The sequence below is a fragment of the Paraburkholderia sp. BL23I1N1 genome (genome assembly GCF_003610295.1).
Lineage (GTDB): Bacteria > Pseudomonadota > Gammaproteobacteria > Burkholderiales > Burkholderiaceae > Paraburkholderia.
This window is the reverse complement of the sequence record NZ_RAPV01000001.1, coordinates 2,372,401-2,397,695: the sequence shown is the minus strand read 5'-3', so window position 1 is coordinate 2,397,695 and position 25,295 is coordinate 2,372,401. Positions and strand designations below refer to the sequence as shown.

Sequence of the window (25,295 nt, the reverse complement as noted above, 5' to 3'; positions counted from 1 at the left end):
ACGTCATGAAAGGCTTACTGAAGTACCTCTTGTTGCCGGCGTTGGTGGTCGGCGTGCTCGCGAATATGAAGGATATCAAGCGCTATCTGCGCATCCGCAACATGTAGGCGGTAGCAGCCAGGGAGTTGACCATGAGCACGCAAGCACAGCCTGCCGGACAATCTTCGCCCCTGCGCCCAGCGGTCCCCGGACCGGTCGGCGAGGAAATTCGTGTGCGCGGCCTCGTGCAAGGTGTCGGTTTCCGGCCGACCGTGTGGCGGCTCGCGCATGCGTGCGGCGTGGTCGGCGACGTGCGCAACGATAGCGACGGCGTGCTGATTCATGCCTGGGGCGATGCATGGACCTTGCAACGTTTCATCGAAAGCCTGAGCACCGAGTGTCCGCCGCTCGCGCGCATCGACGCAATCGAGCGGCATCAACTGAGCGAAGCGGCCGAGGCCAGCGATTTCCGGATCGTGGCAAGCGGGACCGGTCATGTGCAGACGGGGGTCACGCCTGACGCTGTGATCTGCGCCGACTGTGCCGCCGAGATCGCCGACCCGGCGAACCGGCGTTACCGCTATCCGTTGACGAACTGCACGCATTGCGGGCCGCGTCTTTCGATCATTCAGGCCATTCCCTACGATCGCGTCAATACAACCATGGCCGCGTTCGACCTGTGCGACGCTTGCCGTGCCGAGTATGAGGATCCCGCCGACCGGCGCTTTCATGCGCAACCGGTCGCGTGTCCGGCATGCGGCCCGCGTGTCTGGCTGGAAGGCCGGCACGGCGCGCGTGCCGATGGTGACGATCCCTGCCGCGCGGCGAGCCTGCTGTTGCGCCACGGCTCGATTGTGGCGATCAAAGGGCTGGGCGGCTTTCAGCTCGCCTGTGACGCCTGCGATGAAGCCGCGGTGGCGCGCTTGCGTCAACTGAAACGGCGCGAACGCAAACCGTTTGCGCTAATGGCGCGCGATTTGCGGGCCGTACGCCGCTATTGCACGCCAGGCCCCGCAGACCTCGCGCTGTTGCAAAGCGCGGCCGGACCGATCGTCATCATGCGTGCCGATGGCGCGGAGTGTGTTGCGCCCAGCGTGGCGCCGGGAGTGGGCACGCTGGGTTTCATGCTGCCGTCCACGCCGTTGCATCGCTTGCTGATGGAGTCGATCGACTCGGCGCTCGTGGTGACAAGCGGCAATACCAGTGACGAGCCGCCGTGCATCGACAACGCGGATGCCCGCGCACGGCTCGGCCGGATTGCCGATGTATTCCTGATGCACGATCGCGATATCGCACGCCGGGTCGATGATTCGGTGGCCCGCGTGATGCATGGCGAACCGCGTGTGTTGCGGCGCGCGCGGGGCTATGCGCCCGCACCGTTGCTCCTGCCGGACGGCTTCGCCGACTTGCCCGCGGTGCTGGCAATGGGCGGCGAGCTCAAGAACACGTTTTGTCTTGCACGCAATGCTCAGGCGATCGTTTCGCACCATCTCGGCGATCTCGAAGATGCGTTGACCTATGCGGACTATCGCCGCTCGGTGGCGCAGTATCTGCGTCTGTTCGAAGATGAACCGCAGGCGGTGGCGCTCGACCTTCACCCCGAGTATCTGTCGCGCAAGATCGGCTACGACCTCGCGCAATCGTGGCAGATTCCGGTGGTCGACGTGCAGCATCATCACGCGCATCTTGCCGCATGCATGGCGGAAAACGGCGTCGCGCCGGATGCGCTGCCGATGCTTGGCGTCGCGCTCGACGGTCTTGGTTTCGGCGACGACGGCACGCTGTGGGGCGGCGAATTCATGCTGGCGGATTATCGCGGTTATACGCGCCTCGGCACCTTCAAACCGGTTGCGATGCCCGGCGGCACACGCGCCATCAACGAAACGTGGCGTAGCGCTTACGCGCATTTAATGGCGGCATTCGACTGGCGCGGCTTCACGAGGCAATACGCCGGGCTCGACGTGCAGGAGTTCTTGAGCAGCCGTCCCCGCGCCGCGCTCGACACGATGATCGCGCAACGCGTCAACAGTCCGCTGGCAAGCTCCGTGGGCCGTCTGTTCGATGCCGTGGCGGCAACGCTCGGCGTGTGCCGGGAGCGCGTGCTTTATGAAGGGCAGGCGGCGATCGAGCTCGAAGCGCTGGTCGATCCGTACGCGTTGCAAGACGACGGTGACGCTCATGCGTATCCGTTCGAGATCGTCAGCACGCTGCCTGACGGCTTGCGTTGCGTCGAGCCACGGCCGATGTGGGAGGCCTTGCTCGACGATGTGTTGCGCGGCACATCCGTGCCCATTGTCGCGGCGCGGTTTCACAAGGGGCTGGCCCTCGCGATCGTGCGGATGGTCGAATGCCTCGCCGACTTGCTGACAGGTCCCGTCGATGCGCGCAGTGTTGCGTTGTCTGGCGGTGTTTTTTCAGAATCGCATTCTGTTCGAACAGGTGGCCGGGCGGCTTGGCGCAGCCGGTTTTCGCGTGCTGACGCACCGGCAGGTGCCGGCCAACGATGGCGGTTTGTCGCTAGGACAGGCAGCGGTGGCGGCGGCGCGGCAACGCGATGGCTTTTGAAAGTCGGTGTTCAAGTCGTGGTGCGGGAGTAACGATATAGCCGGAGCGGTGCAAAAGGCGGGTTAAAGGAAGTGCAAGGGGAGAGTACCATGTGTTTAGGTATCCCAGGACAAATCGTCGAGGTGACCGACGCGGCGAACGATCTCGCGCTCGTCAATATCGGCGGGGTGCGGCGCGTGATCAATATCGCCTTCGTGATCGAGGAAGGACGGCCGGCGAGCGCGTGCATTGGCGAATGGGTGATGGTGCATGTGGGCTTCGCAATGAGCCGGCTCGACGAGCAGGAAGCCGCACGCACACTCGCGTTATTGCACGAACTGGGCGTCGCGCAGGGCGAGATGGATGACATGGCCGACATGGCAAACACGGACACGCTGCGCGATGAACTGCGCAGTGCGCCATGAGTATGCAGTCGGACGCCGACGGAGACTCGCATGCCCGAACATGAATCGCTGCAGGCGTTATATCCGTTCCTGCATGGCGCGCGCCAGGACGCGGACAAGCTCGACGCCGCGCTGCTCGAATCCGTGCGTCTGAAGGCGCAGGACAGCGTCGACACCAAGCGACAATTCTTCGACGAAAACGGTCCGGCGATGGTGCGGATTGCTTATGCGATCGCCGAGATGTACCGCCGCGACGGCAGGCTCTTCACCATGGGCAATGGCGGCTCGAGTTGCGATGCCTCGCATATCGCCGTCGAGTTTCTGCATCCAGTGACCACGGGCCGTCCGGCGTTGACCGCGATCAATCTGGTGGCCGACGTGGCCATGATGACGGCGGTCGGCAACGATGTCGGCTTCAGTCATATTTTCGTGCGGCAACTGGTAGCGCAGGGACGGCGTGGCGATGCGCTGATCGGCGTGTCGACCAGCGGAAATTCCGAAAACCTGCTGACGGCCTTTTCGAAGGCGAAAGAAATCGGCCTGCTAACTATCGGGCTATCGGGCCACGATGGCGGCCGTATGGCGACCAGCGCCGCGGTCGATCATTGTCTCGTGGTGAGAAGCGACAGCATTCACCGCGTGCAGGAAACTCACGTCGCGATTTATCACATTCTGTGGGACCTCGTGCATACGCTGCTTGCTGACGACCGCGGCGGCCTCGCCGCTTCGACCGGCCTTGCAGGTTCAGCGGAAGGAGGCGCGCCATGAAATACGTCGACGAATTTCGCGACCCGCGCAAGGCAAAATTGCTGGAGAAGGAAATTCGCGCGCTGGTGTCCCGCATCGAACGCGCCAGACAACGGCCGCTGCAGATCATGGAAGTGTGCGGCGGCCACACGCATACAATTTTCCGCTATGGCATCCAGCAACTGCTCCCCGATGCAGTGGAGTTCGTGCACGGTCCTGGTTGCCCGGTGTGCGTGCTGCCGATGGGCCGTGTCGACGATTGCGTTGCCTTGGCCGAGCGTCCGGAGGTGATCTTTACGACCTTCGGCGACGCGATGCGTGTACCGGGTTCGAAAAAAAGCTTACTGAAAGCGAAAGCCGACGGCGCCGACGTGCGCATGGTCTATTCGCCGCTCGATGCATTGAAGATCGCGCAACTCAATCCCGACCGGGAGGTCATTTTCTTCGGACTCGGCTTCGAGACCACTATGCCCAGCACCGCGATGACTGTCCTGCAAGCAAAGGCGAAGGGGATTCACAACTTCTCGTTGTTCTGCAATCACATCACGATCATTCCCACGATCAAGGCAATTCTCGATTCCCCGACTTGCGCCTCGACGGCTTTCTTGGCCCCGGGCACGTCAGCATGGTGATCGGCACACGGCCCTACGATTTCATCGCGCGGCACTACCGTAAGCCGATCACCGTGGCCGGATTCGAGCCGCTCGATATCCTGCAATCGATGTGGATGGTGTTGCGACAGATCGAGGAAGGTCGCTGCGAGGTGGAGAACCAGTATGGCCGGGTGGTGACGGAAGACGGCAATGCGCAGGCTTTGTCGGCGGTGACGCGCGTGTTCGAAACGCGCGAGTTCTTCGAATGGCGCGGACTGGGTTCGATCGACCATTCGGGTGTGAGGGTTCGCGAGACGTTCGCCGCGTTCGACGCGGAGCGCAAGTTCTCTGTGCCGAACCTGAAGATCGCCGACCCGAAAGCGTGTCAATGTGGCGAGGTGCTCAAGGGCGTGATAAAGCCGCATCAGTGCAAGGTGTTTGGTACCGCTTGCACGCCGGAGGCGCCGCTCGGCTCGCTGATGGTGTCGAGCGAGGGCGCATGCGCGGCTTACTACAACTATGGGCGTATCGATACGTCACGGATCGACGAACGGCGTGTTGCACGGCAAACCGTGACATCGCGCGGTGAATCGACGCCGGTATGCCTGGGTGCCGGCGACGTGGTGGTTGCGGTTGATGCAGCCTCTGCACTCACTACGCGAGGCCATTCGTGAACGACCGGGCGTCCGAATCTTTGCGGTCGGCGGCACCTCGCCGGGTACGCGACGGTTCCGTCAATCTTGCGCACGGTAGCGGCGGCCGCGCGATGCGTGATCTGATCGAAGACGTTTTTGTCTCGACCTTCGACAACCCCACGCTTGCCGCGCTGGAAGATCAGGCTGTGTTCGCGCTCGCCGATCTCGCAAAGCACGGGGACCGTCTCGCTTTCACGACCGATAGCTACGTAGTCGATCCGCTGTTCTTTCCTGGCGGCGACATCGGCACCCTGGCCGTCTCGGGCACGGTCAACGATCTGGCGGTGTGCGGCGCGACGCCGCTATATCTCTCGTGCGCGGTGGTGATCGAGGAGGGTCTTGCCGTCGATATCTTGCGGCGCGTTGCCGCGAGCATGCAACGAATCGCACTCGAAGCGGGCGTCGCGATTGTGACGGGCGATACCAAAGTGGTCGAGCGCGGTTGCGCGGACAAACTATTCATCAACACCGCCGGCATCGGCGTGGTGCGTTGCGACGTGTCGAGTTCGGCTTGCAACGCGCGTCCTGGCGACGTCGTGATAGTCAACGGTTATCTCGGCGATCACGGCGCTGCGATTCTGGTGGCACGTCAGCAACTTGCACTGGAAGCCGATGTGGAAAGCGATTGTTGTCCGCTCAATAGCCTGATTGCGGTGATGCTTGATGCGTGCTCGCAGATTCATTGCTTGCGCGATGCGACTCGCGGCGGCGTCGCGACCGTGTTGAACGAGTTCGCACAGAGTTCGAACGTGACGATACGGCTGCGCGAAGCGGACCTGCCGTTACGTGAGCAGGTCAAGGGCGCATGCGAGATTCTCGGCCTCGATCCGCTGTATCTGGCCAACGAGGGCAAGCTGGTGGCCGTCGTGCCCGCCGACGCTGCGGAGCGGGTGCTTGCCGCCATGCGTGCGCATCCGGCGGGGCGTGAGGCGGCGTCGATCGGCACGGTGGAAATTGGCGAGGTGGACGGCGGCGGGCTCGTCGTTATGCAGACGGCGTTCGGCGGGCAGCGCATCGTCGATATGCTGGTGGGTGAGCAACTGCCGCGCATCTGCTGAGCGTTGGAGGCGCGCGCTATGCATGAGTTGAGTATTGCCAACAGCGTTGTCGAGATTTGCGCGGAACAGGCCAATGGCGCGCGGGTAAGACGTGTGACGCTGGAAATTGGAAAGTTGTCGGCGGTGATGCCTGACGCGATCCGGTTCTGCTTCGACGTTTGCGCGAAGGACACGGCGGTGGAGGGCGCAACCCTGGAGATCATTGAGATGCCTGGGCAGGCACGTTGCCTCGTGTGTGGCGAGACGCTCGACATCGATGTGCCGTTTGGGCAGTGCGAATGCGGGAGTGCAGATCTCGAACTGATTTCGGGGCAGCAGATGAAGATCCGGCAGATGGAGGTGGTGTGATGTGTACGACATGCGGATGCTCGAACACGCAGGGCGCGACGGTGACCGATCTGGATGCGGAGAAGGGTGTGCAGACGGGAGCGCAGTCGCAATCGCAATCGCAGGCTGCGCAGGATGTCGCTATACCCGGCGCGCGTGGAGTGGCCTATCGGCGAGTGAGCGAAGATGAGAGTGGCCATGCACGCCTGCATACTCACGGTCACTCGCATTCACATGACGGCGATCACGCGCACGACCATGTTCATGCACATGATCATCAGCATGTTCAGGGGAGCGAACATGTCACTTCAATCACGTTGGAGCAGGACATTCTGGCGAAGAATCAGTTGTTGGCCGAGCGCAATCGCGGCTGGCTGGCTGGGCGATCGATTCTCGCGGTGAACCTCATGAGTTCGCCTGGCGCGGGCAAGACGACTTTGCTTGAACGTACGATTCACGATTTAGGCGAGACGTGGCCACTGACGGTGATTGAAGGTGACCAGGCGACGCTCAACGACGCCGAGCGCATTCGCGCCACCGGTGCGCGCGTGGTTCAGATCAACACGGGCACGGGATGTCATCTGGATGCGGAGATGGCGTCACGGGCGCTGACGCAGCTCGATCCGCCGATGCATTCGGTTGTGATGATCGAGAATGTGGGCAATCTTGTGTGTCCTGCGTTGTTTGATCTTGGCGAAGGGGCCAAGGTGTTGATTCTTTCCGTCACGGAAGGGGAGGATAAGCCGATCAAATATCCGCATATGTTTCGGGCTTGTTCGTTGTTGTTGTTGAACAAGATCGATTTGTTGCCGTATTTGCGGTTTGATGTTGAGCGGTGCATTGACTATGCATTGAGAGTTAATCCACGGATTGAGGTTTTGCGGGTGTCGGCGCAGAGCGGTGAAGGGATGGCGGCGTGGTATTCGTGGGTTCGGGGGAAGTGCGCGGATTTTTCCTCTACGCCTACGGGGATGGGTTTTGCTTGATCTTTTTGCCTGCGCTGTGCATTTTCGCGCGCTTTGCGAGGTAACGGCGCAAAGCGACGTTGCATGCCAACACGGCGCACCCTGCGATAACCAGGCAAACGAAAAGGTAGAGAAACAAGGCAAGAATTTCCATGTCATCGGGATTCGCCAATTCATCATTGCCCGAAGCATGCAAGATTGCTCGCAGGAACATGTCTACTTCATACGGCATGTTCATCGGTAGCGCCAAAAAAGCGTGTAGAAGACCCAGCGCGGCAGCGACCGTGACGCCGATCTCTGCGAGAACTATCAGTACTCTAAGGATGATCGTATTCATCGGACCTCGACGGTTCCATAGGCCTTTAGCGTCGTTCCGGGAACGGGCAAGTCCGGCTTCTGCGAACGCAGGTAGCGCTCGAGACGCCCGAAATCGGATGGATTCGAAACGGTTATACAGCCTTCGCTTAGACGCAACGGACCTATCGGATGCAGCCTGAAATTTCCACGCTTGACACCATTAACCATCGTTGCGTCTCCGGTTCGGGGGTTCCACAAAGTGAACCACTTAGTGCGATCTGAAGTGCCATAACCATATTCGCCCCAAAGATCATAGAGGAAACCAATCATCCCGCCGGATTGTCGATCAACAATATAGTAAGTCCCTTTCGGAATAGGGCCGATGCTCTTCCATGCCGTCACCGCAGGATTGTCCCGGTGTTAGGGATATGTCCGTGCGCGAATGTAAAAAATTGCAATGACGAATTCGTTCCCATTTCAAGGCGTCAACTCGCGCATCAATGCGACGCCGAGCGCTTGATGCGGTGGAAGTTGCGATCGAAATAGATCAACCCATCGCCATCCGTGCGCACGCTGATGCTTGTGGTTTTGACGAACATCACCGAGTGCGAGCCCACTTCCTTCAGATCGACGATTTCGCCCTGCAGACTCGCGAGTGCGTCGCGCAATACCGGCACGCCGTGTGTGCCTTCATCCCAGATCGGCCAGCCAAAGCGTTCTTCCATCGGCACCTGCGTCATGCCGGCGAAATGGCGCGCGAGCAGTTCATGCTCGCCGGGCAGCACGTTGATGCAAACATGCCGGTTGCGTTCGAAGGTGGCGTGCATGGCGCTCGATCGGTTCAGGCAGACGAGCAGCGTGGGCGGCGTATCGGTGACGGAGCACACGGCGCTCGCGGTCACGCCGCAGCGTCCATGCGGGCCGGCCGTCGTGATGACGTTCACGGCCGCGGATAGATGCGCCATGGCCTGACGGAATTGCTGCTTGGCTGCCAGGTCGGCGTCAGCAACGGAAGTCGATTGCGGGTTGGGCTTCATGTTCCAGGTTCCTCGGGAGACGCGGTATGGATCTGGATTCAAGCGTAATCAATCCACGCACGGAAAAAAATCCGCGCGAGCGGTGAGCAAGGGGGCGTCTTTCCCAATCGATCTAAAGCTTTCCCCAATGCGCGCACGAACGGCGCTTGCATGTGGGGCGTCAATTCGCGCTACAGGGTAACTATCGCTTTGCAGCGCTTTTTTCAGTGGTTATCATGAGGCGGCAAGACGCTTCGAATTGAACACTCCCCGAACCGTTCCGGCTTACTCCATGTCTCAAGCGCCTCAGTCCGCACCGTCCCCCGCACCGATCGTCTATATCGTCGACGACGACAACGGCATGCGTACGTCGCTTGCGTGGCTGCTCGAATCGGTCGGCGTGAAATCGGCGGGCTTCGCCAATGCCAATGAATTTCTGAGCGCATTTGATCCGGGCATGCCCGCCTGTCTCGTGCTTGACGTGCGTATGCCGGAGCAAAGCGGCTTCGACGTGCAAGCGGAGTTGAACCGTCGAGGTGCGACGCTGCCGACCATTTTCGTCAGCGGTCACGGCGATATTCCAATGTCGGTGCGCGCCTTGCAGAACGGTGCGATCGATTTCGTGGAGAAACCGTATAACTCGCAGCAGATGCTCGACCGCGTGCAACGCGCGTTGAAACTGGCTGCGCTTCGTCACGCCGCCGATCAGAAGCAGCGCGAGTTGAAGAAGCGCCTGGAATCGCTGACGGCGCGCGAAAAAGAAGTGCTGCGCGGCGTGATCGACGGCAAGGGCAGCAAACGCATCGCCTCCGATCTGTCGATCAGCGTGAAGACCGTCGACGTGCATCGCGCGAGCATCAAGGACAAGCTCGGCACGGCCTCGATCGCGATGCTGGTGCGCGACGTGATGGCGGTGTGGGACCAGGATGCGTCCGCGAGCAGTGTGCTTCGTTGAGGCACACCGCCGCCGCATGACGCAGCGCGAGCGTTAACGCATGAACAGGCCGCCGTTCACATCCCAGCACGCGCCATTCGCGAAGTAAGCGTTCTCCGCCGCCAGCATGACCGCGACATCGGCGACATAGTCCGCCGAGCCCAGGCGTCCTGCGGGAATGTTGGCGATCACCGCCTTCAGCTTGTCGGCCGCGACGCTCTCGTGCACGATCGGCAGATCCATCGGCCCTGGCGAAATCGCATTGACGGTCACCCCCGCCGCGCCCAGATCGCGGGCGAACACCTTGGTCAAGGTGATCACGCCGCCTTTGGCCGCCGCATAGTGGGCGCCGGTGGCCGATCCACCGTTCTGCCCCGCCAGCGAGGCAATGTTGACGATGCGCCCGGCGCCGGCGTCGGCGAAATGCTGGCCGAACACCTGGCAGCCAAACAGCACGCTGCGCAGATTCACGTTGATCACCTGATCGAACTGCTCGGCGGTAATCTCCATCACAGGGACGACTTTGGATGCGCCCGCATTGTTGATCAACGCGTCGATGCGGCCCCAGCGTTGCAGGATGGTATCGCGTGCGGATTCGAACGCGGTCTTCGCGGTCACGTCGAGATTCAGCGCGAAGGCGCTCGAGCCGTCGGCGCTCAGTTCGCGGGCAAGGGTTTGTGCGGCATCGAACGCAATGTCGCCGATAGCAACGGCGTAACCCGCCGCGTGAAAGCGTGTGGCAATCGCGGCGCCGAGACCGCGCGCGGCGCCGGTGACGAGTACAACTCTGTTCTGCATTGCTTCTACTCCGTTAGAAAACGATCGTCTGTATAGCAGTTTCGTGCTGTGCTTAAGCGGCGAGTGCCGCTTCGAAGCGCGCCGCAATCGCGCAGACCTGTTCATCCGCGCCTTTGCGTCCAACGATCTGCAGACCTGCCTTGAGCGGCGAGCCGACGATAGGCAAGGGCAAGCTCAGCGCCGGATGGCCGCTCAGATTGAACGGCCGGATCAATGAGGACATGGCGATAACCGAGGCGCCGCCGCGTGCCTCGCCGAGCGTGATGGGGAGCGCGGGCAGGGTGGGGAGAATCAAGACGTCCACGCTTTCAAGCGCATGATCGACAGCCGCGGTGAATTGCCGTCGTACCGACTCCGCCGCATCGCACTGCGCTGGGGTAGTTTTTGCAGCGGCGCGCAACCGTGCGTCGAGATCGGCACCGAGCTTGCCGCTTGCCACGAGATGGCCGAACGCATGCGAGGTTTCGACGTTGATGATCGCGAGGCCTGCTTCGAAGGCGGCGGCAAAGCCTGCGAGTTCCACGGTGCGAGCCGTGCAGTCGGTTTGATCTGCTGCGCGCGCAACGGCGCTGAGAATGTCCGGCGCTGCGTCGACTTGCACGATACCGACGTTCCATGCGCCTGTTTGCGTCGCATTAGCGGCATGGTGGTCGAAGTCGGCGGTGATCGCCTGCATCGCGGCGATGATCATCTGCATCTCGCGCGCAAATGGCCCAACGCAATCGAGCGTCGATTCACGCGGTGCAACGCCGTGCCGGGATACACGCCCGTAAGTCGGCTTCAAGCCGATCACGCCGCAGCATGCAGCAGGGCCGCGAATCGATCCACCGGTGTCCGTGCCGAGCGCGGCGTCGGCAAGTTTCAAACCAACCGCGGCCGCCGAACCGCTCGATGAACCGCCGGGAATACGCGAGGCGTCCTGGGGATTTTGAGGCGTGCCGGTGTACTCGTTGATACCGGTCATGCCGAACGCCAGTTCGTGCATATTCGCCTTGCCGACGATGTGCCAGCCGGCGTCGATCAATCGCGCCACGACGTCCGCGTGCTGGGTGGCAGGCGGTGTGTCGGCCAATGCGCGGCTCGCGGCGGTGGTCGCGTAGCCGGCGATATCGATCGTGTCCTTGATCGCGATGCTGGGGCCCGCGCCGCCCAGCGACAGGGTCTGGATAAACTCGTTCATGGGTTCGGTTTCCTTGCATTGACTTGCCAGGGCGCATCGAACAGACGTTCGGTGCGAAAGTGCGTGATGAGCCAGTCGCGGCCATCGCCGGCGGGTGCGAAATCCACTTCGAGGCGCGCCGAGATCAACTCCGCTTGCGCGTCGACATAGCCGGACGCTTGCAGCATGATCCAGCGGCCCTTCGCGGTTGCGCCCCGCACCTCGATGGTTTCCGACGTGAGGAAGTGCACATTCACCGAGAAATGCGGCGACGGCGGCAGGTAGCGCGTGAGCATCGCGAGAATTTGCGCATGACCGGCGAGGCGGCCGAACTTGCTGGCATACTGCGGGCCGATGCCTTCCCAGATCGCGTCGGTCGCGAAGAGGGCCACGAGCGTTTCGCCTTCGAGCGCGCCCGAAGGGACATCACATAGCGCCATATAGCGCGCCATCGTGCGGCGAACCGCGGATTCGGCTTCGAGCGCCGCGAGGCGTTCAGCCAACATGACAAGCGTGTCTGGGGTCTCGTTCATCGCATCATGCTCCCGCATGTTCAGGCCGCGTTGGCATGTTGCGGCGGCACTTCCAGCGCACGGCCCACTCGCGCTTCGATCTTGCCGTAGCGCCACAGGTTGTACTCGCCAACCGGCGTGGTGCGATACAGATTGCACACCGCCACGGTGGTATCGAAGTCGCGCACGTCGGCCATGATGTAGAAAGTCCACGGCGAGTTGTCGGCGTGACCGACGGTGAGGCGGTCGTCGTCCATGATGCCGAGCACGCTGACGCCGTCCATCGCTTCGACTGCGGCCAGCATCTTGCCGTAGGCCTGCCAGACTTCGCCGATCTTCTCGCGCGGCAAGTCGAAGAAATTCTGCGTCACGCCGCAGCAGAACAGAACGCGCAGGGGCGGCTTCGGGGTATCGGACATTGTGGGGTTCTCCATGAAATCGTTTGAAGGTCAAATGCGAATAGTGGCTTACAGGTAGCCCGGAATCGGCGGTACGCCGACGAACACCGCACCGGCGCCGTCGTAGTTGCCTTCGCCGAGAAAAGCGTGCTGGGTGACCACCATCGCGTCACGTAAGAGGCGCTGCAACGGATGCGTGCGGTAGATCGCCATCGTGCCGCCGAGCCGGTAGGCGCGCTGTACAACCTCGGCGCCTTCGCGGGCGATCTGCGTCGCGGCGAGGCGCAGCAGGCTGGTCTGCTCCGGCGTAACCGGGTTGCCGGCGAGGATTGACTGCCAGACCGTGTCGGTAGTGTCGTAGAAGAACGCCCGTGCCGAACGCAATTGCGCCTCGGCTTTCGCCAGTTCGATCCGGTAGTACGCGCGGTCGGCGAGTTGCGGTGCGCCGGTGGTCGTCTTGCGGCCGCCGGCCATCTGGTTGGCGACATCGAGCGCCGCACGCGCCAGACCGAGGTTGACCACGGCCAGCACTTGCGCCGCGTAAGCGATCGTCGGGTAGCGATACAGTGGTTCGTCCACGCACGCTTCGCCGCCGCGCACGAAGGTCCAGTCGTCGGCAACAAATTGATCGGTCGCGCGCAGATCGTGACTGCCGGTGCCTTGCATGCCGACCACATCCCAGTTCTCGACGATCTCGACCTGATGTGGTCGAAACACGGCCGTGCGTGGCTTGCCGGGTACGCCTGAGCCGGTCGCACCTGAGCCGGCCGCACCCAGGCCGGTCGCACCGATCCCCACGCCAAGCCAATCCGCGCCCTTGCAGCCGCTCGCGAATTTCCACGTGCCGTTGACACGCCAGCCACCATCGGCGGGCTGGGCATGCTGGACCGGGAAAAGGCCGCCTGCAAACACCTGATCGGGACCGTCGGCGTAGATGTGCGCCTGCGTTGCCAGCGGCAAGGCAGCGAGATACACGTTTGCCGAGCCGAAACTTGCGACCCACGCCGCCGAACCGTCCGCTACCGCGATGCGTTCGATCATGTCGAGGAACGCAGTAGGCGCGAGCGCATCGCCGCCGAAACGCCGCGGCGTTGCCGCGCGATACACGCCCGCACGCTTGAGACTCGCGATGACGTCGCGCGGCACATGCGACAGACGCTCGAACTCCTCGCGCCGCACGGCGATTTCGGCGATGACATCGGTCAGCGGCAGGCGTGTTGCCGCGGGGCCGGCGTCCGTGACGGCGGCAACAGTGTCGGTGGCGGTATCTGACATGACGGGGCTTCTCCTTGATTCGTTATCGGCTGAAACTCGCGGCACGTGGGTCGCGGGGGATGAAACCCGTGACGGCGCGTGCAGGGTGAGGCCAGTCTAGAAATGCAAAAAGAACGCTTCAATTGGGGCGCGGGATGTGTTTTTAGGTAACGCGCCGGGGGGAGCTAAAGAAATCTTCAGGCGCGAATCGGGCGGACTGGTGTTATGTTCCTTCGTGTACGTGATCGAAAACGCGATCGAATTTCTCCACCGCCTCGCCCGATGAATTTCCCCGCCGAAGAAGATTTCCACCGCCTGCTCGACGCGCTGACGCTGTGCGTCCTGCTGCACGACGCCGAAACGAAAGCGATCGTGTGGGCCAATCGCGCGGCCTGCGAGGCGCTCGGCTTTACGCTCGAAGAACTGTTGCCGCTCAAGGCGAAAGATATGACTCGCCCGGTGCCGAAGTACCGGCGCGAGATTGGTGTCGGCGCCATGGACCGCGCGATCACCGAAGGCCCCCAGGTCTACGAGTGGTGTTACCGCTCGCGTAACGGCGCCGATATGCTGTCCGAGGCCATTGCCACCTACGTGCCGCTGCGCGAGCGCGCGGTGGTGATGGTGCAGTTCCGCGATATCAGCGTCGAAGACACCCTCAAGCAGACGCTGCGGCGCTACGAGTCGCGGTTGCGCGAGTTCATGCAGGATCTCGGCGAAGGCGTCGCGGTACTGACGCCCGGGGGCGAAGTGGAATTCGTCAGCGAATCCGGCCGTCGCGTGCTGGGTCTGGAAGAGGGCGCGCCGATGGGCGACGTGCTCGACTATTGCAGCGCGTCCGATCGCGACCGTCTGCTCGAACAGCTCGCCGCCGCACCGCGCATCCAGCCCTCGGCGCCGCAGCGTTATCGCATCACGCGCCGCGACGGCACGCCGGGCTGGTTGCGCATCACGTGCAGACGAATCGAGATCGAAGACGATCTCAACGGCCGCCTGCTGCACTTTCGCGATATCACGGACGAAGTCGCTGTCGAAGAGGCGCGCCGCGATGAAGCGCGGTTGCTGGAATACGCGGGGCGCTACAACGCAATGGGCGAAATGGCGACCGCCATTGCGCACGAGTTGAGCCAGCCGCTCGCGGCGGTGCGCAATTTCATCGAAGGCGCGATCCGGCGCCTCGCGCAACCCGGGCCCGTCGAGGACGCAGTATGGGGTTTGCGCAGCGCCGATCGTCAGGCCGAGCATGCGGCGGTCATCATCAAGAGCGTGCGCGACTACATCGTCAAGCGCGAGCCGAGCGAGACGGATGCGGATCTGCGCGACATCGTCGCGGACGTTGCTTACTTCATCGAATTGCGCGCCAAAGACGCGGGTGTTGCGGTCAGTATCGAGCAGGCGCCCGAAGCCTTGCCGGTGTATTGCGAGCGCGTGCTGATCGGCCAGGTGGTGCTGAACCTGGCATTCAATGCGATCGAGGCGCTGATGCAAGACACACATGAAAGCACGAATGCCGCGGCACGGCACGGGGAAGTGCGTCTTGTCACCAGCCTGCGAGGCGAGGTCGCGCTCATGCACGTGATCGACAACGGTCCAGGCGTGCCGGCCGACGCGCACGGCCGCCTGTTCGACGGTTTTTCTTCGCCGAAGGCGGGTGGCAATGGCATTGGTTTGTCGCTGTGCAAAAACATCGTCACGCGGCACGGTGGCGAAATCTGGGCCAAGCCGGCACGACAGGGCGGGCTCCAATGCAGTTTTACGCTGCCACTCGTCTCCACACCCGGCCGCTGATCGCATCTCAACCCTGCGCGGTGTTGGTGTTCTTCGGAATGGTCACGAGCGTAATTGCGGTGATGAGACCGAAGCCGATCAGCATCAAAGCGACCGGCCATGCCGCATGGACCTTCGAATACAGCGCGATCGCAACCAGCGGCGCGAGTCCGCCGGAAAACACTGAAGCGATTTCGTGACCCAGCGCCATGCCCGAATAGCGGACTTCGGTGGGAAAGAGTTCGCCCATCAGCGCGGGCTGCGTGCCGATCATCGCACCGTGGCAGAAGGGCAAACCCAATGCGAGCGACAGGAACACGAGGAACGGTTCATGCGTATCGATCAGCCAGAACGCGGGAAACGCGATCACGACCAGACCGAGCGCGCCGATCATATACACCGGCCGCCGCCCGATCACATCCGATAAGCGGCCCCACAGCACGATCGTGACGAGTTCGATCAGCATGGCGAGCATCACGCCGCCGAGCATCACCGAAACCGGCACGCCGATCGTCTTGCCATACACCAGGACGAACGACAGGAAGATATACGTGCCGCCGTTTTTCGGCAACACGCAGCCCCATGGCCTGCAATACCTGTTTCGGGTGATTGCGCAGCACGGTCAACACCGGCATGTGCTTCGGTTTGGCAGTGGAGAAATCGCGGCTCTCAGGCAGGCGCCGGCGAATATACACGCCAACGCCGAAGATCAGCACGCTGGCGAGAAAGGGCACGCGCCAACCCCACGACATGAAGCTCTCCACCGGCAGGCGCTGCACGAGATAAAACGCGGCCGCCGACAACACGAAGCCGCCCGCCACGCCCAACTGACTGAACGAAGCGTAGTAGCCGCGGCGATTGGCGGGCGCGCTCTCGCTGATCAGCAGCACGCCGCCGCCCCATTCGCCACCGGAGGCGATACCTTGCACGACCCGCAAACAGACGAGTGCGATAGGGGCGAGGAAACCGATTTGCGAAAAGGTCGGCAACAGGCCGATGCCGAAGGTCGCCACACCCATCATCATCAGCGTCACGACGAGCGCACCTTTGCGGCCATGCCGGTCGCCGATATGACCGAACACGATGCCGCCCAAGGGCCGCGCCAGAAAGCCGATCGCGAAACCGGCGAAGGCGGCGAGGGTACCCATCAACGGATCGCCGTGCAGCGGGAAGAACAGCGGCCCGAAGATCAGGGCCGCCGCCGTGCCGTACAGGAAGAAGTCATACCATTCGAGCGCGTTGCCGAGCACGGAGGCGACGATGATCCGCCGCAGTGTCCGCGAGGTCGCCGGTGCCGCGGGTGTGGCGGGCGATCCGGCCGTGGGAGAAAGCGTGTCGTTTTGCATCGTCGTGCTCGCTGGTATCGTCGTCAATCACAACAGGAAACCGATGGCGCTAAGCGCCTCGGTCGAGTCGATCAGGCGAATGACCTTGTGTACGATGCGCGCCTCACCGCTCGCGAAACTGATGCGATGCGTGAGGTCCGCGGCGAACAAGGTGGACTTGCCGCGTTTGTACGCGACGATGATCTGCGCCGAACTCACCTCGACCTCGTCGCTCGTATCGCTCGTCAAAGTGAAACGCGAAACCGTGCGCACGGTGCGGGCGGCGTCGCTCGCCGACGCCGAATAGCCGGACGTCATGCGTTGTACGCGTTTCTCGCGCATGTCCTGATCGTCGTACGCGTAGTTCAGCGTGGCGGCGAAGTCGGTGGTGTCGGGATCGATCGGCACTACGTAGAAGCCCGCCGGGTCCCACAGCGAAAGCCACTCGCGATAGTCCTTGCGGTCCAGCAATTCGGCTTCGCGCCAGATCAGTTCGACCGCGCCGGCAAAAGTCTGCTGCGAGAACAGCGTGTTCCTGTTGTCCATCATGCTTGCTCCATCATCGTGCGCCATTGCGCATACGCTTCGCGCATGCCGGTTTCATCGGTGGCGTGTGCGGTTTTTTCGCCATTTGGCGCGGTGTGCTCGCGATTCAGCCCACGGTTCACGAGGATCGGTAAGTCGGGGCCGGCGTGCGAGCCGCGCTGCACGCGTTCCCATGCTTCGGCGTCGTCCGGGCTGCCGAAACCGAACGGGCCCTGGAAGTGTTCGTGAATGCGCAGACGCACACGGTTGGCTTCGTCGGGGCCGCCGTCCATCGCGAGCGCAACGTGGCGAATTTCGGTCTCGTTCGCGGAGATGGGCCGCAGCACGCGGAAAAAACGCCATCGAGAGCGCGAGGTTCGGGAACAGATTCAGGTTGAAGCCGACCCCCATCAGCGATCGCACGATGCGGCGCACTTCTTCAGGCGTGTGTTTTTGCGCGAGCGTAGCAGCGAGTTCCGCGAAGCGCTCGGGAATCGGCGCGCCGTCGTCCTTGTCAAGATCGACGAGTTCCGGCACCAGCACGGCGAGGCTATGGCCGTTGCCGAGCGAGCGGCAGAATGCTTCGTCGCTCGTCATGAAGCTCGTGATTGCGGCGGCGGTTTCGTCGTCGATCGATTTCATCCACGACTTGTGGACGACCGGGAAGTGATACAGATCGGTGGTGTTTTCGAGCTGGATTTTCCAGTTGCCGTTAAAGCGGAAACGATGTTCGCCGTTCGCCTTGATCGGATAGCCCGCGCCTTGCTTCATGAACAGGTCGATCCACCGCTTGGCGCCGCCGAGGAAATCCTCGAGCGGTTCGATCTCCTGATTGAAGCTCGCGAAGATCAGACCTTGATAGATGCCCACGCGCAGGCTTGCGAGCGGCAACTCGGTCTTGTCGATCACGCCTTCATAGCCGTCGCCGTAGGGAAGTGCGCGCAATGCGCCGTCGAGGCCATACGTCCAACTGTGATACGGGCACGTGAAGCCTTTCGCGTTGCCCTTGTGCTGCTCGCACACCGTTGCGCCGCGATGGCGGCAGCGGTTTTGCAGCACGTTGACGGCGCCGCTCTTGTCGCGCACCACGATCACCGGCTGGCGGCCGATCGTGGTGGTGCGGAAGTCGCCCGGATTCGGCAGTTCGCTTTCGTGCGCGACCCAGATCCACGTTTTGTAGAAAATGCGCTCGAGTTCGGTTTCGAAAACCGCCGGGTCGTAATACAGCGACGGGGCGACGCGGTCGGACTGCGCACGCTGGTACAAGGCGCTCGCATCGACGGTCTGGTATGAGGATTCGCTCATGGCAGTGGTAGGTGGGTGGTCGATGAAGCCAAGTCTCGCTGAGTGCGTGATATGCGTCAAATTGATCTAAAATAAAATAGAAAATCAATCTCATGGATATCTCGATGAATTCACTGGACCACGTCGACCTCAATCTGCTGCGCGTTTTCCAGGCGATCGTTGAGGAGCGCAGCCTCACGCGGGCCGGCCAGCGGCTTGCGCTCTCGCAGCCGGCTATCAGCTACTCGTTGGGGCGGTTGCGGACCCTGTTCGACGATCCGCTATTCATTCGTACGCGCGCCGGCATGCAGCCCACGCCGATCGCGCTCGAACTGTCGGGTATCGTCGCGCGGGCGCTGGATACCGTGCGTGAAGCGTTGCGTTACGCGGAGCACTTCGATCCGGCGGTGAGTACGCGCACGTTCAGGCTATCGCTCTCCGATGCGGGGGAGCTGGCGTACTTGCCTCCGATTTGCGAGGTGTTGCACCAGCAGGCGCCGTGCGTGAAATTGCGCATCGAGCCGCTGCCGGTAGAAGAAATCGAAGACGCGTTGCGCGCGAGCCGGCTCGATTTCGCCATCGGCAATCTGCCGACGCTAACCGCCCGCACGCGACATCAAGCGTTGTTCGAGGAGACCTACGTTTGCATGACGCGCAAGCGGCGCGGCTTGCCGCGTACGAAAGAGCTGAGCATGAAGGCGTTTCTGGACGCCTCGCACGTGCAGATCACCTCGGTCGAGCACAGCCACTACGCGCTCGACGATGCGTTTCGCGCGCAAGGTGTGGGCCGGCATATCGCACTGGAATTGCCGCATTTCGTGGCCTTGCCGAGTGTGCTGGCCGTGACCGATCTGTTCGCGACGCTGCCGCGGCGTCTTGCTCAGATTTTCAACCGGGACGGCGGTTTTCAGCTTTACGAGTTGCCTGTCACATTGCCGATGGCGGCCGTGACGATGCATTGGCACGAGCATTTCGATCAGGACGAGGGCAACGTGTGGTTGCGCGATCTGATGGGCGATATCGTGCGGCGGTTCGACGAGCGTTGAGGGGGGGGCGCAGCTTCTTCAGGCTCGCTTGAAGAGCTCCCGCGCCAGCGAACACAGTAATGTCGTAGTCGGCGATTCGTCCTGCAGGCGGCGGCTCATAATGATCGGCGACGCGATATTGGCAGCCGGAACCGTCCGGTACACCACGCCATGCGCGCGCAAACCCTCCACGCTTTCCGGCACGAGACACACGCCGACTTGCGCCGCGACCAGACCCAGCGCGGTTTGCAATTCCCTCACTTCATGAACGGCCTTGGGCTCCAGCGCATGGTCATGCATTGCCGATAGCTGCTGGTCCGCATAGCTTGGCCGCGGCGTGCTCGGATAGACGATCAGCGTTTCCTGCGCGAGTTGGGCAAGCGTCAGCGGCTTCTTCTGGCGGGCGAGCGGATGGTCTTGCGGCAGGGCGGCAATCATCCGTTCTTCGACGAGGACCTCGCGCGCCAGTTGCGCGTCGTCGAAACGCAGGCGGCCGAAACCGACATCGATCCGGCCGCCTTTGAGGGCGGTCAGTTGCTCGATCGTGAACATCTCGATCAGCGACAACTCGATATGCGGCGCGGCCTCACGAAACGCGCGGATCACTGCCGGAAGCGCGCCATAGAGCGTGGACGGCACAAAGCCGATCACGATGCGCTCGGCCAGTTGCGCGAGGCGCCGCGTGAGCGGCGCGAGTTCGTCGGCTTCGTCGACCAGACGCTTCGCCTGCGCATAGAAAATCCGGCCGGCTTCGGTCAGGCGCAGCGGCCGCGCGCCGCGTTCGAACAGTGGCAGGCCAACGCTTTCCTCGATCTGCTGGATCTGGCGGCTGAGTGGCGGCTGCGTCATATGCAGGCGGTTAGCCGCCCGCGTGATGTTCATTTCTTCCGCGACCGCGATGAAATAGCGGAGTTGGCGAAGTTCCATGCATACCTCTAAGGTATGGAAGTAGTCGGAATCGGTGTTGGACTGCTTCGCGGGTTGTTTCTACTATGGTGCACTCAGGAACGCAGTTCAGGAGGGCAACGAATGATAGCAACACCCGTGAAGATCGAGAGCGTGGAGACGATTCTCGTCGACGTACCGACGATTCGTCCGCACCGGCTTTCGGTCGCAACGATGAACTGCCAGACGCTCGTGCTGGTGCGCATTCGCTGCGCTGACGGCGTCATCGGCGTGGGCGAGGGCACGACCATCGGCGGCCTCGCCTACGGCGAGGAGAGTCCGGAAAGTATCAAGGTCAACATCGATACGTACTTCGCGCCGCTGCTCAAACAGATGGACGCGATCCGTCCGGGCGCTGCGATGGCGACACTGCGTGGGTTGTTTCAAGGCAACCGCTTTGCCCGATCGGCGGTGGAAACCGCCTTGTTCGATGCCCAGGCGCAGCGTCTCGGTGTGCCCCTGTCGGAGCTGTTCGGCGGGCGTGTGCGCGATTCGGTGGACGTTGCATGGACGCTCGCGAGTGGCGACACGACCCGGGATATCGACGAAGCCGAGCGTGTTTTCGAAGCGAAGCGGCATCGCGTGTTCAAGCTGAAGATCGGCGCGCGCGCGTTGGCCGACGACGTGGCGCACGTGGTGGCCATTCAGAAAGCGCTGGACGGACGCGGTGAAGTGCGGGTCGACGTGAACCAGGCATGGACCGAATCCGAAGCGATCTGGGCCGGCAAGCGTTTCGCCGAGGCGGGCATTGCACTGATCGAACAGCCGATCGCCGCGGAGAATCGCGCGGGCCTCAAACGCCTGACCGATCTCGCTCAGGTGCCGATCATGGCCGACGAAGCCTTGCACGGCCCAGCCGATGCATTCGCTCTTGCCAGCGCGCGTGCGGCCGATGTCTTCGCCGTCAAGATCGCGCAATCGGGCGGCCTGACGGGCGCGGCGAGCGTGGCGGCAATCGCGCTCGCCGCGAACATCGACCTGTATGGCGGCACGATGCTCGAAGGCGCGGTGGGCACGATCGCTTCGGCGCAGCTCTTTAGCACCTTCGGCGAGTTGAAGTGGGGCACTGAACTGTTCGGGCCATTGCTGCTGACCGAAGAGATTCTCACTGAACCGCTGCGCTACGAGAATTTTGCTTTGCATCTTCCACAAGGGCCGGGTCTTGGCATCGCGCTCGACTGGGACAAGATCGACCACTTGCGGCGCGATACGACGAAGGGCGCAAGCATCATCACCCACTGAATGACGGTTCATCCGCTAGCCGCCACGAACATTAAACGAAGGAGATACCCCATGAACAAGCAAGCCATCGACGCGCTGCTGCAGAAAATCAACGACAGCGCCACCCGTGAAGGCAATCCGCGCACGAAGCAGATCGTCAACCGCATCGTGCAGGATCTGTTCTACACGATCGAAGACCTCGACGTGCAACCGGCCGAATTCTGGACCGCGCTGAATTATCTCGGCGACGCGGGCAAGAGCGGTGAGCTTGGTCTGTTGGCGGCGGGTCTCGGTTTCGAGCATTTTCTTGATCTGCGCATGGACGAAGCCGAAGCGAAGGCCGGCATCGAAGGCGGCACGCCGCGCACGATCGAAGGACCGTTGTATGTGGCGGGCGCGCCGGTTTTCGAAGGGCATGCGCGACTGGATGATGGCACCGATCCCGGTCAGACACTGGTGATGCGCGGTCGCGTGTCCGGCGAAGACGGCAGCCGCTCGCGAATGCGCTGGTCGAAGTGTGGCACGCGAATCACCTCGGCAACTACTCGTACTTCGACAAGTCGCAGCCGGCCTTCAATCTGCGCCGCTCGATTCGCACCGATGCCGAAGGCAAGTACAGCTTCCGCAGCGTCGTGCCGGTGGGTTACTCGGTGCCGCCGCAAGGGCAGACGCAGTTGCTGCTGGATCAGTTGGGCCGTCATGGGCATCGTCCGGCGCATATCCACTTCTTCGTATCGTCGCCGGGCTGCCGCAAGCTGACCACGCAGATCAACATCGACGGCGATCCGTATCTGTGGGACGACTTCGCGTTCGCCACGCGCGACGGCCTCGTTCCGGCCGTCAAGCAGGCTGAAGGCGCGGAAGGCAAACCATATGGCGTGGAAGGTAAGTTCGCTTTGATCGATTTCGACTTCACGCTGTTCAAGGAACGCGACAATGTGCCGGGCGCGGAAGTAGAGCGCCTGCGCGCGGAAGCCTGAGATCCAGGAAAAAGGAGAGCAAGCATGCTGTTTCACGTTGAGATGACCGTCAACTTGCCGCATGACATGGACGCGGAGCGCGCCGCGCGTCTGAAGTCCGAAGAGAAGGCGATGTCGCAGAAGCTGCAGCAGGAGGGCGTGTGGCGGCACTTGTGGCGCATCGCCGGCCGCTACGCGAATATCAGCGTGTTCGACGTGGAAAGCCCCGCGCATCTGCACGACGTGCTGAGCCAGTTGCCGCTGTTTCCCTATATGGATGTCGAAGTGCGCGCGTTGTGCCGGCATGCATCGTCGATTCGCGACGACGACCGGTAAGGCTGCAGGAAGGATAAAAGCAAGAAGGTGCTGCGAATGCAGCACCTTCTTGTCCTGAAGATCTGAAGAGAAAATCGAGTCTTAAAGATCGAGTACCAGCAGCGGCGAAGCAGCGCGTGAGACGCAGCAGCAGATCACCTTGCCGCCGGCTCGTTCAGCTTTGCTCAGACAGTGGTCGCGATGCTCGGGTGTGCCGCTCACCACGTCGACCATGCAGGTCCCGCACACACCTTCACCACATGAGGTATCGACTTCGATGCCGATCGACGCCAATGCCGCGACGATCGTCGTGTGTTTATCCACGTGTACCGTTGCACCGCTGCTGGCGATCCGCACTTCGAAAGAATCCAGCGTGTTCGATTCACCGCTGGCCGCCGAAGCGGGCTCGGCTGCAAACCGTTCAAGGTGAATCGCCTCGGCGGCAAGGCGCTTTTCGCCAATTGCCACCACACGCTCCATGAAGGGCGCCGGGCCGCAGGTGTAGAGGTGCGAGCCTTCGCGCGCATCTGCTACGCAGTCGGCCAGCACCGTATCGAGCTGTTCCCGTTCGACGCCGAAATGAAGCCGAACGTAGTCACTAAACGGCGTGCGCGACAGCAACGGCAAAAACGCCGCGTGCTCCGCACTGCGCGCGAAATAATGCAACACGAAGCGCTGATTCTGCTTGAGCAACCGGTACGCCATGCTCAATAGCGGTGTCACGCCTATGCCCGCTGCAATCAGAATGTGTTCGCTCGCGCCGGTGGCGAGCTGAAACAGATTTCGCGGTGCGCCGATCGTCAACTCGCTGCCTATCGTCACGTCGTCATGCAGCGAGCGCGAGCCGCCGCGCGACGCGTCTTCACGCTTCACCGCAAACAGGTGCGCTTCACGGTGGTCCGGGTCGCCGCACAAAGAATATTGCCGCGTGATGCCCGAGGGCCCGGTAACGTCGATATGCGCGCCGGGTTCGTAGCCGTCGAACGGTTGTCCGTCCAGACGCGAGACGCTGAACGAGCGCACGCCGTGCGCTTCGTCACGCACGCTGTCGACGCGTACGTTGAAGGAGGTTCTTTCCATGATCTTGCCGGCAAAAGGACAAATAGGACAAAGAGGACAAAGAGGAGCGGAGCGGTCGCCACATGCACTGCGCGGCGTCCGGTCATGCGTCAAGGATATGAAACAGCCGACAATCAGGCAAATCGATTAAAAATAGGTTGTGGAATAAGTCTGATTGATAATGCAGCGCCAGTCGTGCGTCCTCGCCATCCTCGGACACCGGCTTGTCGATTGTTCGGCTCATCCGACGTATCTTTTCGTCTCCAGCCGCTTTATCCGCGCGGCCTGTGTGCCTACATTGTGTCCAGTGACAGCGCCACTGCATTTCCCGCTTCATCGGCGTCAGCGTCGCGAATCTTCGCGATTGCGCGTCGGCGCGAACTTCGTCTAAAGGAAAGGATTATGAGCAGGCTCACAGGTAAGGTTGCGGTTGTAACGGGTGCATCGAAAGGTATCGGCGCGGCGATTGCGAAGGCACTGGCGGCGCAGGGCGCCTCGGTGGTGGTGAACTACGCGTCCAGCAAGGCAGGCGCGGACGACGTGGTCGCCGCAATTACGGCGGCGGGCGGCAAGGCCGTGGCCGTTGCAGGCGATGTCTCCAAGGCCGCCGACGCGAAGGGCATCATCGATGCGGCAGTCGAAATGTATGGCCGCCTCGACGCGCTCGTCAACAATTCCGGCGTGTATGAGATGGCACCGATCGAAGCGATCACCGAAGAGCACTTCCATAAGCAGTTCAATGTGAACGTGCTGGGCCTGTTGCTGGTTACGCAAGCGGCGGCGAAGCATCTGGGCGAAGGCGGCAGCATTGTGAACGTCAGCTCGGTTGTCAGCCGCATTACGCCGCCGGGCAGCGCGGTCTATACGGCCACCAAGGGCGCGGTGGACGCTATCACCGGCGTGCTAGCACGTGAACTCGGCCCGCGCAAGATTCGTGTCAACTCCGTGAATCCAGGCATGGTGGAAACTGAAGGCACGCATACTGCCGGCTTCATCGGCTCGGACTTCGAGGCGTGGGCGGTCAGCACAACACCGCTTGGCCGTATCGGTCAACCTGACGATATCGCGGATGTCGCCGTGTTCCTCGCCTCCGACGACTCGCGCTGGATGACCGGCGAAAGCCTGATTGCCAGCGGCGGTTCGCGCTAACAGGATGGGCGAGTAGCGAGGGGCTGTGTGGTCGTGAGGCTACG

23 protein-coding genes and 6 pseudogenes are annotated in these 25,295 nt (G+C 62.2%); 16 read left to right on the top strand and 13 right to left on the bottom strand.

Annotated features, from left to right (window positions below; all coding sequences use genetic code 11):
- Positions 1-5: 5 nt before the first annotated feature.
- The 9 genes and pseudogenes from B0G76_RS44755 (at position 6) to hypB (ending at position 7,333) form a co-directional block, all read left to right on the top strand.
- Positions 6-107, top strand: coding sequence for a DUF6893 family small protein (locus B0G76_RS44755; protein WP_409076708.1), 102 nt, complete (start codon positions 6-8; stop codon positions 105-107).
- 24 nt (positions 108-131) lie between these two features.
- Positions 132-2,339 (top strand): annotated as a pseudogene (gene hypF / locus B0G76_RS11310) (carbamoyltransferase HypF); the annotation flags it as partial.
- Positions 2,340-2,358: 19 nt separating this feature from the next.
- Positions 2,359-2,544, top strand: coding sequence for a hypothetical protein (locus tag B0G76_RS44750; RefSeq protein ID WP_409076750.1), 186 nt, complete (start codon positions 2,359-2,361; stop codon positions 2,542-2,544).
- Between the two features lie 89 nt (positions 2,545-2,633).
- Positions 2,634-2,948: a HypC/HybG/HupF family hydrogenase formation chaperone gene (locus B0G76_RS11305; protein ID WP_120292137.1), complete on the top strand. Its 315-nt coding sequence runs from the start codon at positions 2,634-2,636 to the stop codon at positions 2,946-2,948.
- Positions 2,949-2,978: 30 nt separating this feature from the next.
- On the top strand, positions 2,979-3,695 hold the full coding sequence (locus tag B0G76_RS11300) for an SIS domain-containing protein (protein WP_120292135.1): 717 nt from the start codon (positions 2,979-2,981) through the stop codon (positions 3,693-3,695).
- Positions 3,692-4,941 (top strand): annotated as a pseudogene (gene hypD, locus B0G76_RS44745) (hydrogenase formation protein HypD). Before B0G76_RS11300 ends, hypD begins: the two are co-directional and overlap by 4 nt.
- Positions 4,938-6,020: a hydrogenase expression/formation protein HypE gene (hypE, locus tag B0G76_RS11290; protein ID WP_310793930.1), complete on the top strand. Its 1,083-nt coding sequence runs from the start codon at positions 4,938-4,940 to the stop codon at positions 6,018-6,020. The pseudogene hypD and the gene hypE overlap by 4 nt, the downstream one beginning before the upstream one ends.
- Positions 6,021-6,038: 18 nt before the next feature.
- The gene (hypA, locus tag B0G76_RS11285) at positions 6,039-6,368 is read left to right on the top strand and encodes a hydrogenase maturation nickel metallochaperone HypA (RefSeq protein WP_120292133.1); all 330 of its coding nucleotides are present in this window, start codon (positions 6,039-6,041) and stop codon (positions 6,366-6,368) included.
- A gap of 41 nt (positions 6,369-6,409) precedes the next feature.
- Positions 6,410-7,333 carry a hydrogenase nickel incorporation protein HypB gene (hypB, locus tag B0G76_RS11280; protein WP_259460550.1) on the top strand — a complete coding sequence of 308 codons (924 nt, stop codon included), beginning with the start codon at positions 6,410-6,412 and terminating at the stop codon, positions 7,331-7,333.
- Here hypB and B0G76_RS11275 read toward each other — a convergent pair.
- The 3 genes and pseudogenes from B0G76_RS11275 to hpaC form a co-directional block, all read right to left on the bottom strand.
- Positions 7,311-7,649, bottom strand: coding sequence for a hypothetical protein (locus B0G76_RS11275; protein WP_120292129.1), 339 nt, complete (start codon positions 7,647-7,649; stop codon positions 7,311-7,313). The two genes, hypB and B0G76_RS11275, sit on opposite strands and share 23 nt — an antisense overlap.
- Positions 7,646-8,026 (bottom strand): annotated as a pseudogene (locus B0G76_RS11270) (DUF2778 domain-containing protein); the annotation flags it as partial. The pseudogene B0G76_RS11270 and the gene B0G76_RS11275, both read right to left, overlap by 4 nt.
- An 80-nt stretch (positions 8,027-8,106) precedes the next feature.
- On the bottom strand, positions 8,107-8,646 hold the full coding sequence (gene hpaC, locus B0G76_RS11265) for a 4-hydroxyphenylacetate 3-monooxygenase, reductase component (protein ID WP_120292125.1): 540 nt from the start codon (positions 8,644-8,646) through the stop codon (positions 8,107-8,109).
- Positions 8,647-8,917: 271 nt separating this feature from the next.
- On the opposite strand from hpaC, the gene B0G76_RS11260 reads away from it, so the two are divergent.
- The gene (locus B0G76_RS11260) at positions 8,918-9,580 is read left to right on the top strand and encodes a response regulator transcription factor (RefSeq protein ID WP_120292123.1); all 663 of its coding nucleotides are present in this window, start codon (positions 8,918-8,920) and stop codon (positions 9,578-9,580) included.
- A gap of 33 nt (positions 9,581-9,613) precedes the next feature.
- Here B0G76_RS11260 and B0G76_RS11255 read toward each other — a convergent pair whose 3' ends face one another.
- The 5 genes from B0G76_RS11255 to B0G76_RS11235 are packed head-to-tail and all read right to left on the bottom strand — an operon-like array spanning position 9,614 to position 13,701.
- Positions 9,614-10,357 carry an SDR family NAD(P)-dependent oxidoreductase gene (locus B0G76_RS11255; protein ID WP_120292121.1) on the bottom strand — a complete coding sequence of 248 codons (744 nt, stop codon included), beginning with the start codon at positions 10,355-10,357 and terminating at the stop codon, positions 9,614-9,616.
- Positions 10,358-10,409: 52 nt separating this feature from the next.
- Entirely contained in the window at positions 10,410-11,537 is a 1,128-nt protein-coding gene (locus B0G76_RS11250) for an amidase (RefSeq protein ID WP_120292119.1), read from the bottom strand.
- Positions 11,534-12,049, bottom strand: a complete 516-nt coding sequence (locus tag B0G76_RS11245; RefSeq protein WP_120296314.1) for a nuclear transport factor 2 family protein — start codon at positions 12,047-12,049, stop codon at positions 11,534-11,536. Before B0G76_RS11245 ends, B0G76_RS11250 begins: the two co-directional genes overlap by 4 nt.
- A gap of 20 nt (positions 12,050-12,069) precedes the next feature.
- Entirely contained in the window at positions 12,070-12,447 is a 378-nt protein-coding gene (locus tag B0G76_RS11240) for a hypothetical protein (protein ID WP_120292117.1), read from the bottom strand.
- Positions 12,448-12,495: 48 nt separating this feature from the next.
- Entirely contained in the window at positions 12,496-13,701 is a 1,206-nt protein-coding gene (locus tag B0G76_RS11235) for an acyl-CoA dehydrogenase family protein (protein WP_120292115.1), read from the bottom strand.
- 261 nt (positions 13,702-13,962) lie between these two features.
- Between B0G76_RS11235 and B0G76_RS11230 the strand changes: the two genes are divergently transcribed.
- A complete protein-coding gene (locus B0G76_RS11230; protein WP_120292113.1) occupies positions 13,963-15,465 on the top strand; it encodes an ATP-binding protein in 1,503 nt (500 codons plus the stop codon).
- A 7-nt stretch (positions 15,466-15,472) separates the two neighbouring features.
- Here the strand turns inward: B0G76_RS11230 and B0G76_RS11225 are convergent.
- The 3 genes and pseudogenes from B0G76_RS11225 to B0G76_RS11215 all read right to left on the bottom strand — a co-directional run bounded on the left by B0G76_RS11225 (position 15,473) and on the right by B0G76_RS11215 (position 18,599).
- A pseudogene (locus tag B0G76_RS11225) lies at positions 15,473-16,790 on the bottom strand (MFS transporter).
- 27 nt (positions 16,791-16,817) lie between these two features.
- Positions 16,818-17,318, bottom strand: a complete 501-nt coding sequence (locus tag B0G76_RS11220; protein WP_120292111.1) for an aromatic-ring-hydroxylating dioxygenase subunit beta — start codon at positions 17,316-17,318, stop codon at positions 16,818-16,820.
- Positions 17,315-18,599: pseudogene (locus tag B0G76_RS11215) on the bottom strand (aromatic ring-hydroxylating oxygenase subunit alpha). The gene B0G76_RS11220 and the pseudogene B0G76_RS11215 overlap by 4 nt, the downstream one beginning before the upstream one ends.
- A gap of 104 nt (positions 18,600-18,703) precedes the next feature.
- Here B0G76_RS11215 and B0G76_RS11210 point away from each other — a divergent pair.
- Complete coding sequence (locus B0G76_RS11210; protein ID WP_120296313.1) at positions 18,704-19,624, top strand: LysR family transcriptional regulator; 921 nt, start codon at positions 18,704-18,706, stop codon at positions 19,622-19,624.
- Positions 19,625-19,642: 18 nt separating this feature from the next.
- Here the strand turns inward: B0G76_RS11210 and B0G76_RS11205 are convergent, their stop codons facing one another.
- Positions 19,643-20,530 carry a LysR family transcriptional regulator gene (locus tag B0G76_RS11205; protein WP_120292109.1) on the bottom strand — a complete coding sequence of 296 codons (888 nt, stop codon included), beginning with the start codon at positions 20,528-20,530 and terminating at the stop codon, positions 19,643-19,645.
- A 102-nt stretch (positions 20,531-20,632) separates the two neighbouring features.
- Here B0G76_RS11205 and catB2 point away from each other — a divergent pair, with 102 nt between their 5' ends.
- From catB2 to catC, 3 genes and pseudogenes are all read left to right on the top strand, one after another.
- On the top strand, positions 20,633-21,790 hold the full coding sequence (catB2, locus tag B0G76_RS11200) for a muconate cycloisomerase CatB2 (RefSeq protein ID WP_120292107.1): 1,158 nt from the start codon (positions 20,633-20,635) through the stop codon (positions 21,788-21,790).
- A gap of 51 nt (positions 21,791-21,841) precedes the next feature.
- Positions 21,842-22,749 (top strand): annotated as a pseudogene (gene catA, locus B0G76_RS11195) (catechol 1,2-dioxygenase).
- 24 nt (positions 22,750-22,773) lie between these two features.
- On the top strand, positions 22,774-23,064 hold the full coding sequence (gene catC, locus B0G76_RS11190) for a muconolactone Delta-isomerase (RefSeq protein WP_120292106.1): 291 nt from the start codon (positions 22,774-22,776) through the stop codon (positions 23,062-23,064).
- 81 nt (positions 23,065-23,145) lie between these two features.
- Here the strand turns inward: catC and B0G76_RS11185 are convergent, their stop codons facing one another.
- The gene (locus B0G76_RS11185; protein ID WP_120292104.1) at positions 23,146-24,123 is read right to left on the bottom strand and encodes a PDR/VanB family oxidoreductase; all 978 of its coding nucleotides are present in this window, start codon (positions 24,121-24,123) and stop codon (positions 23,146-23,148) included.
- A 381-nt stretch (positions 24,124-24,504) separates the two neighbouring features.
- Between B0G76_RS11185 and B0G76_RS11180 the strand changes: the two genes are divergently transcribed.
- Positions 24,505-25,251: a glucose 1-dehydrogenase gene (locus B0G76_RS11180; protein WP_120292102.1), complete on the top strand. Its 747-nt coding sequence runs from the start codon at positions 24,505-24,507 to the stop codon at positions 25,249-25,251.
- Positions 25,252-25,295: the final 44 nt, after the last annotated feature.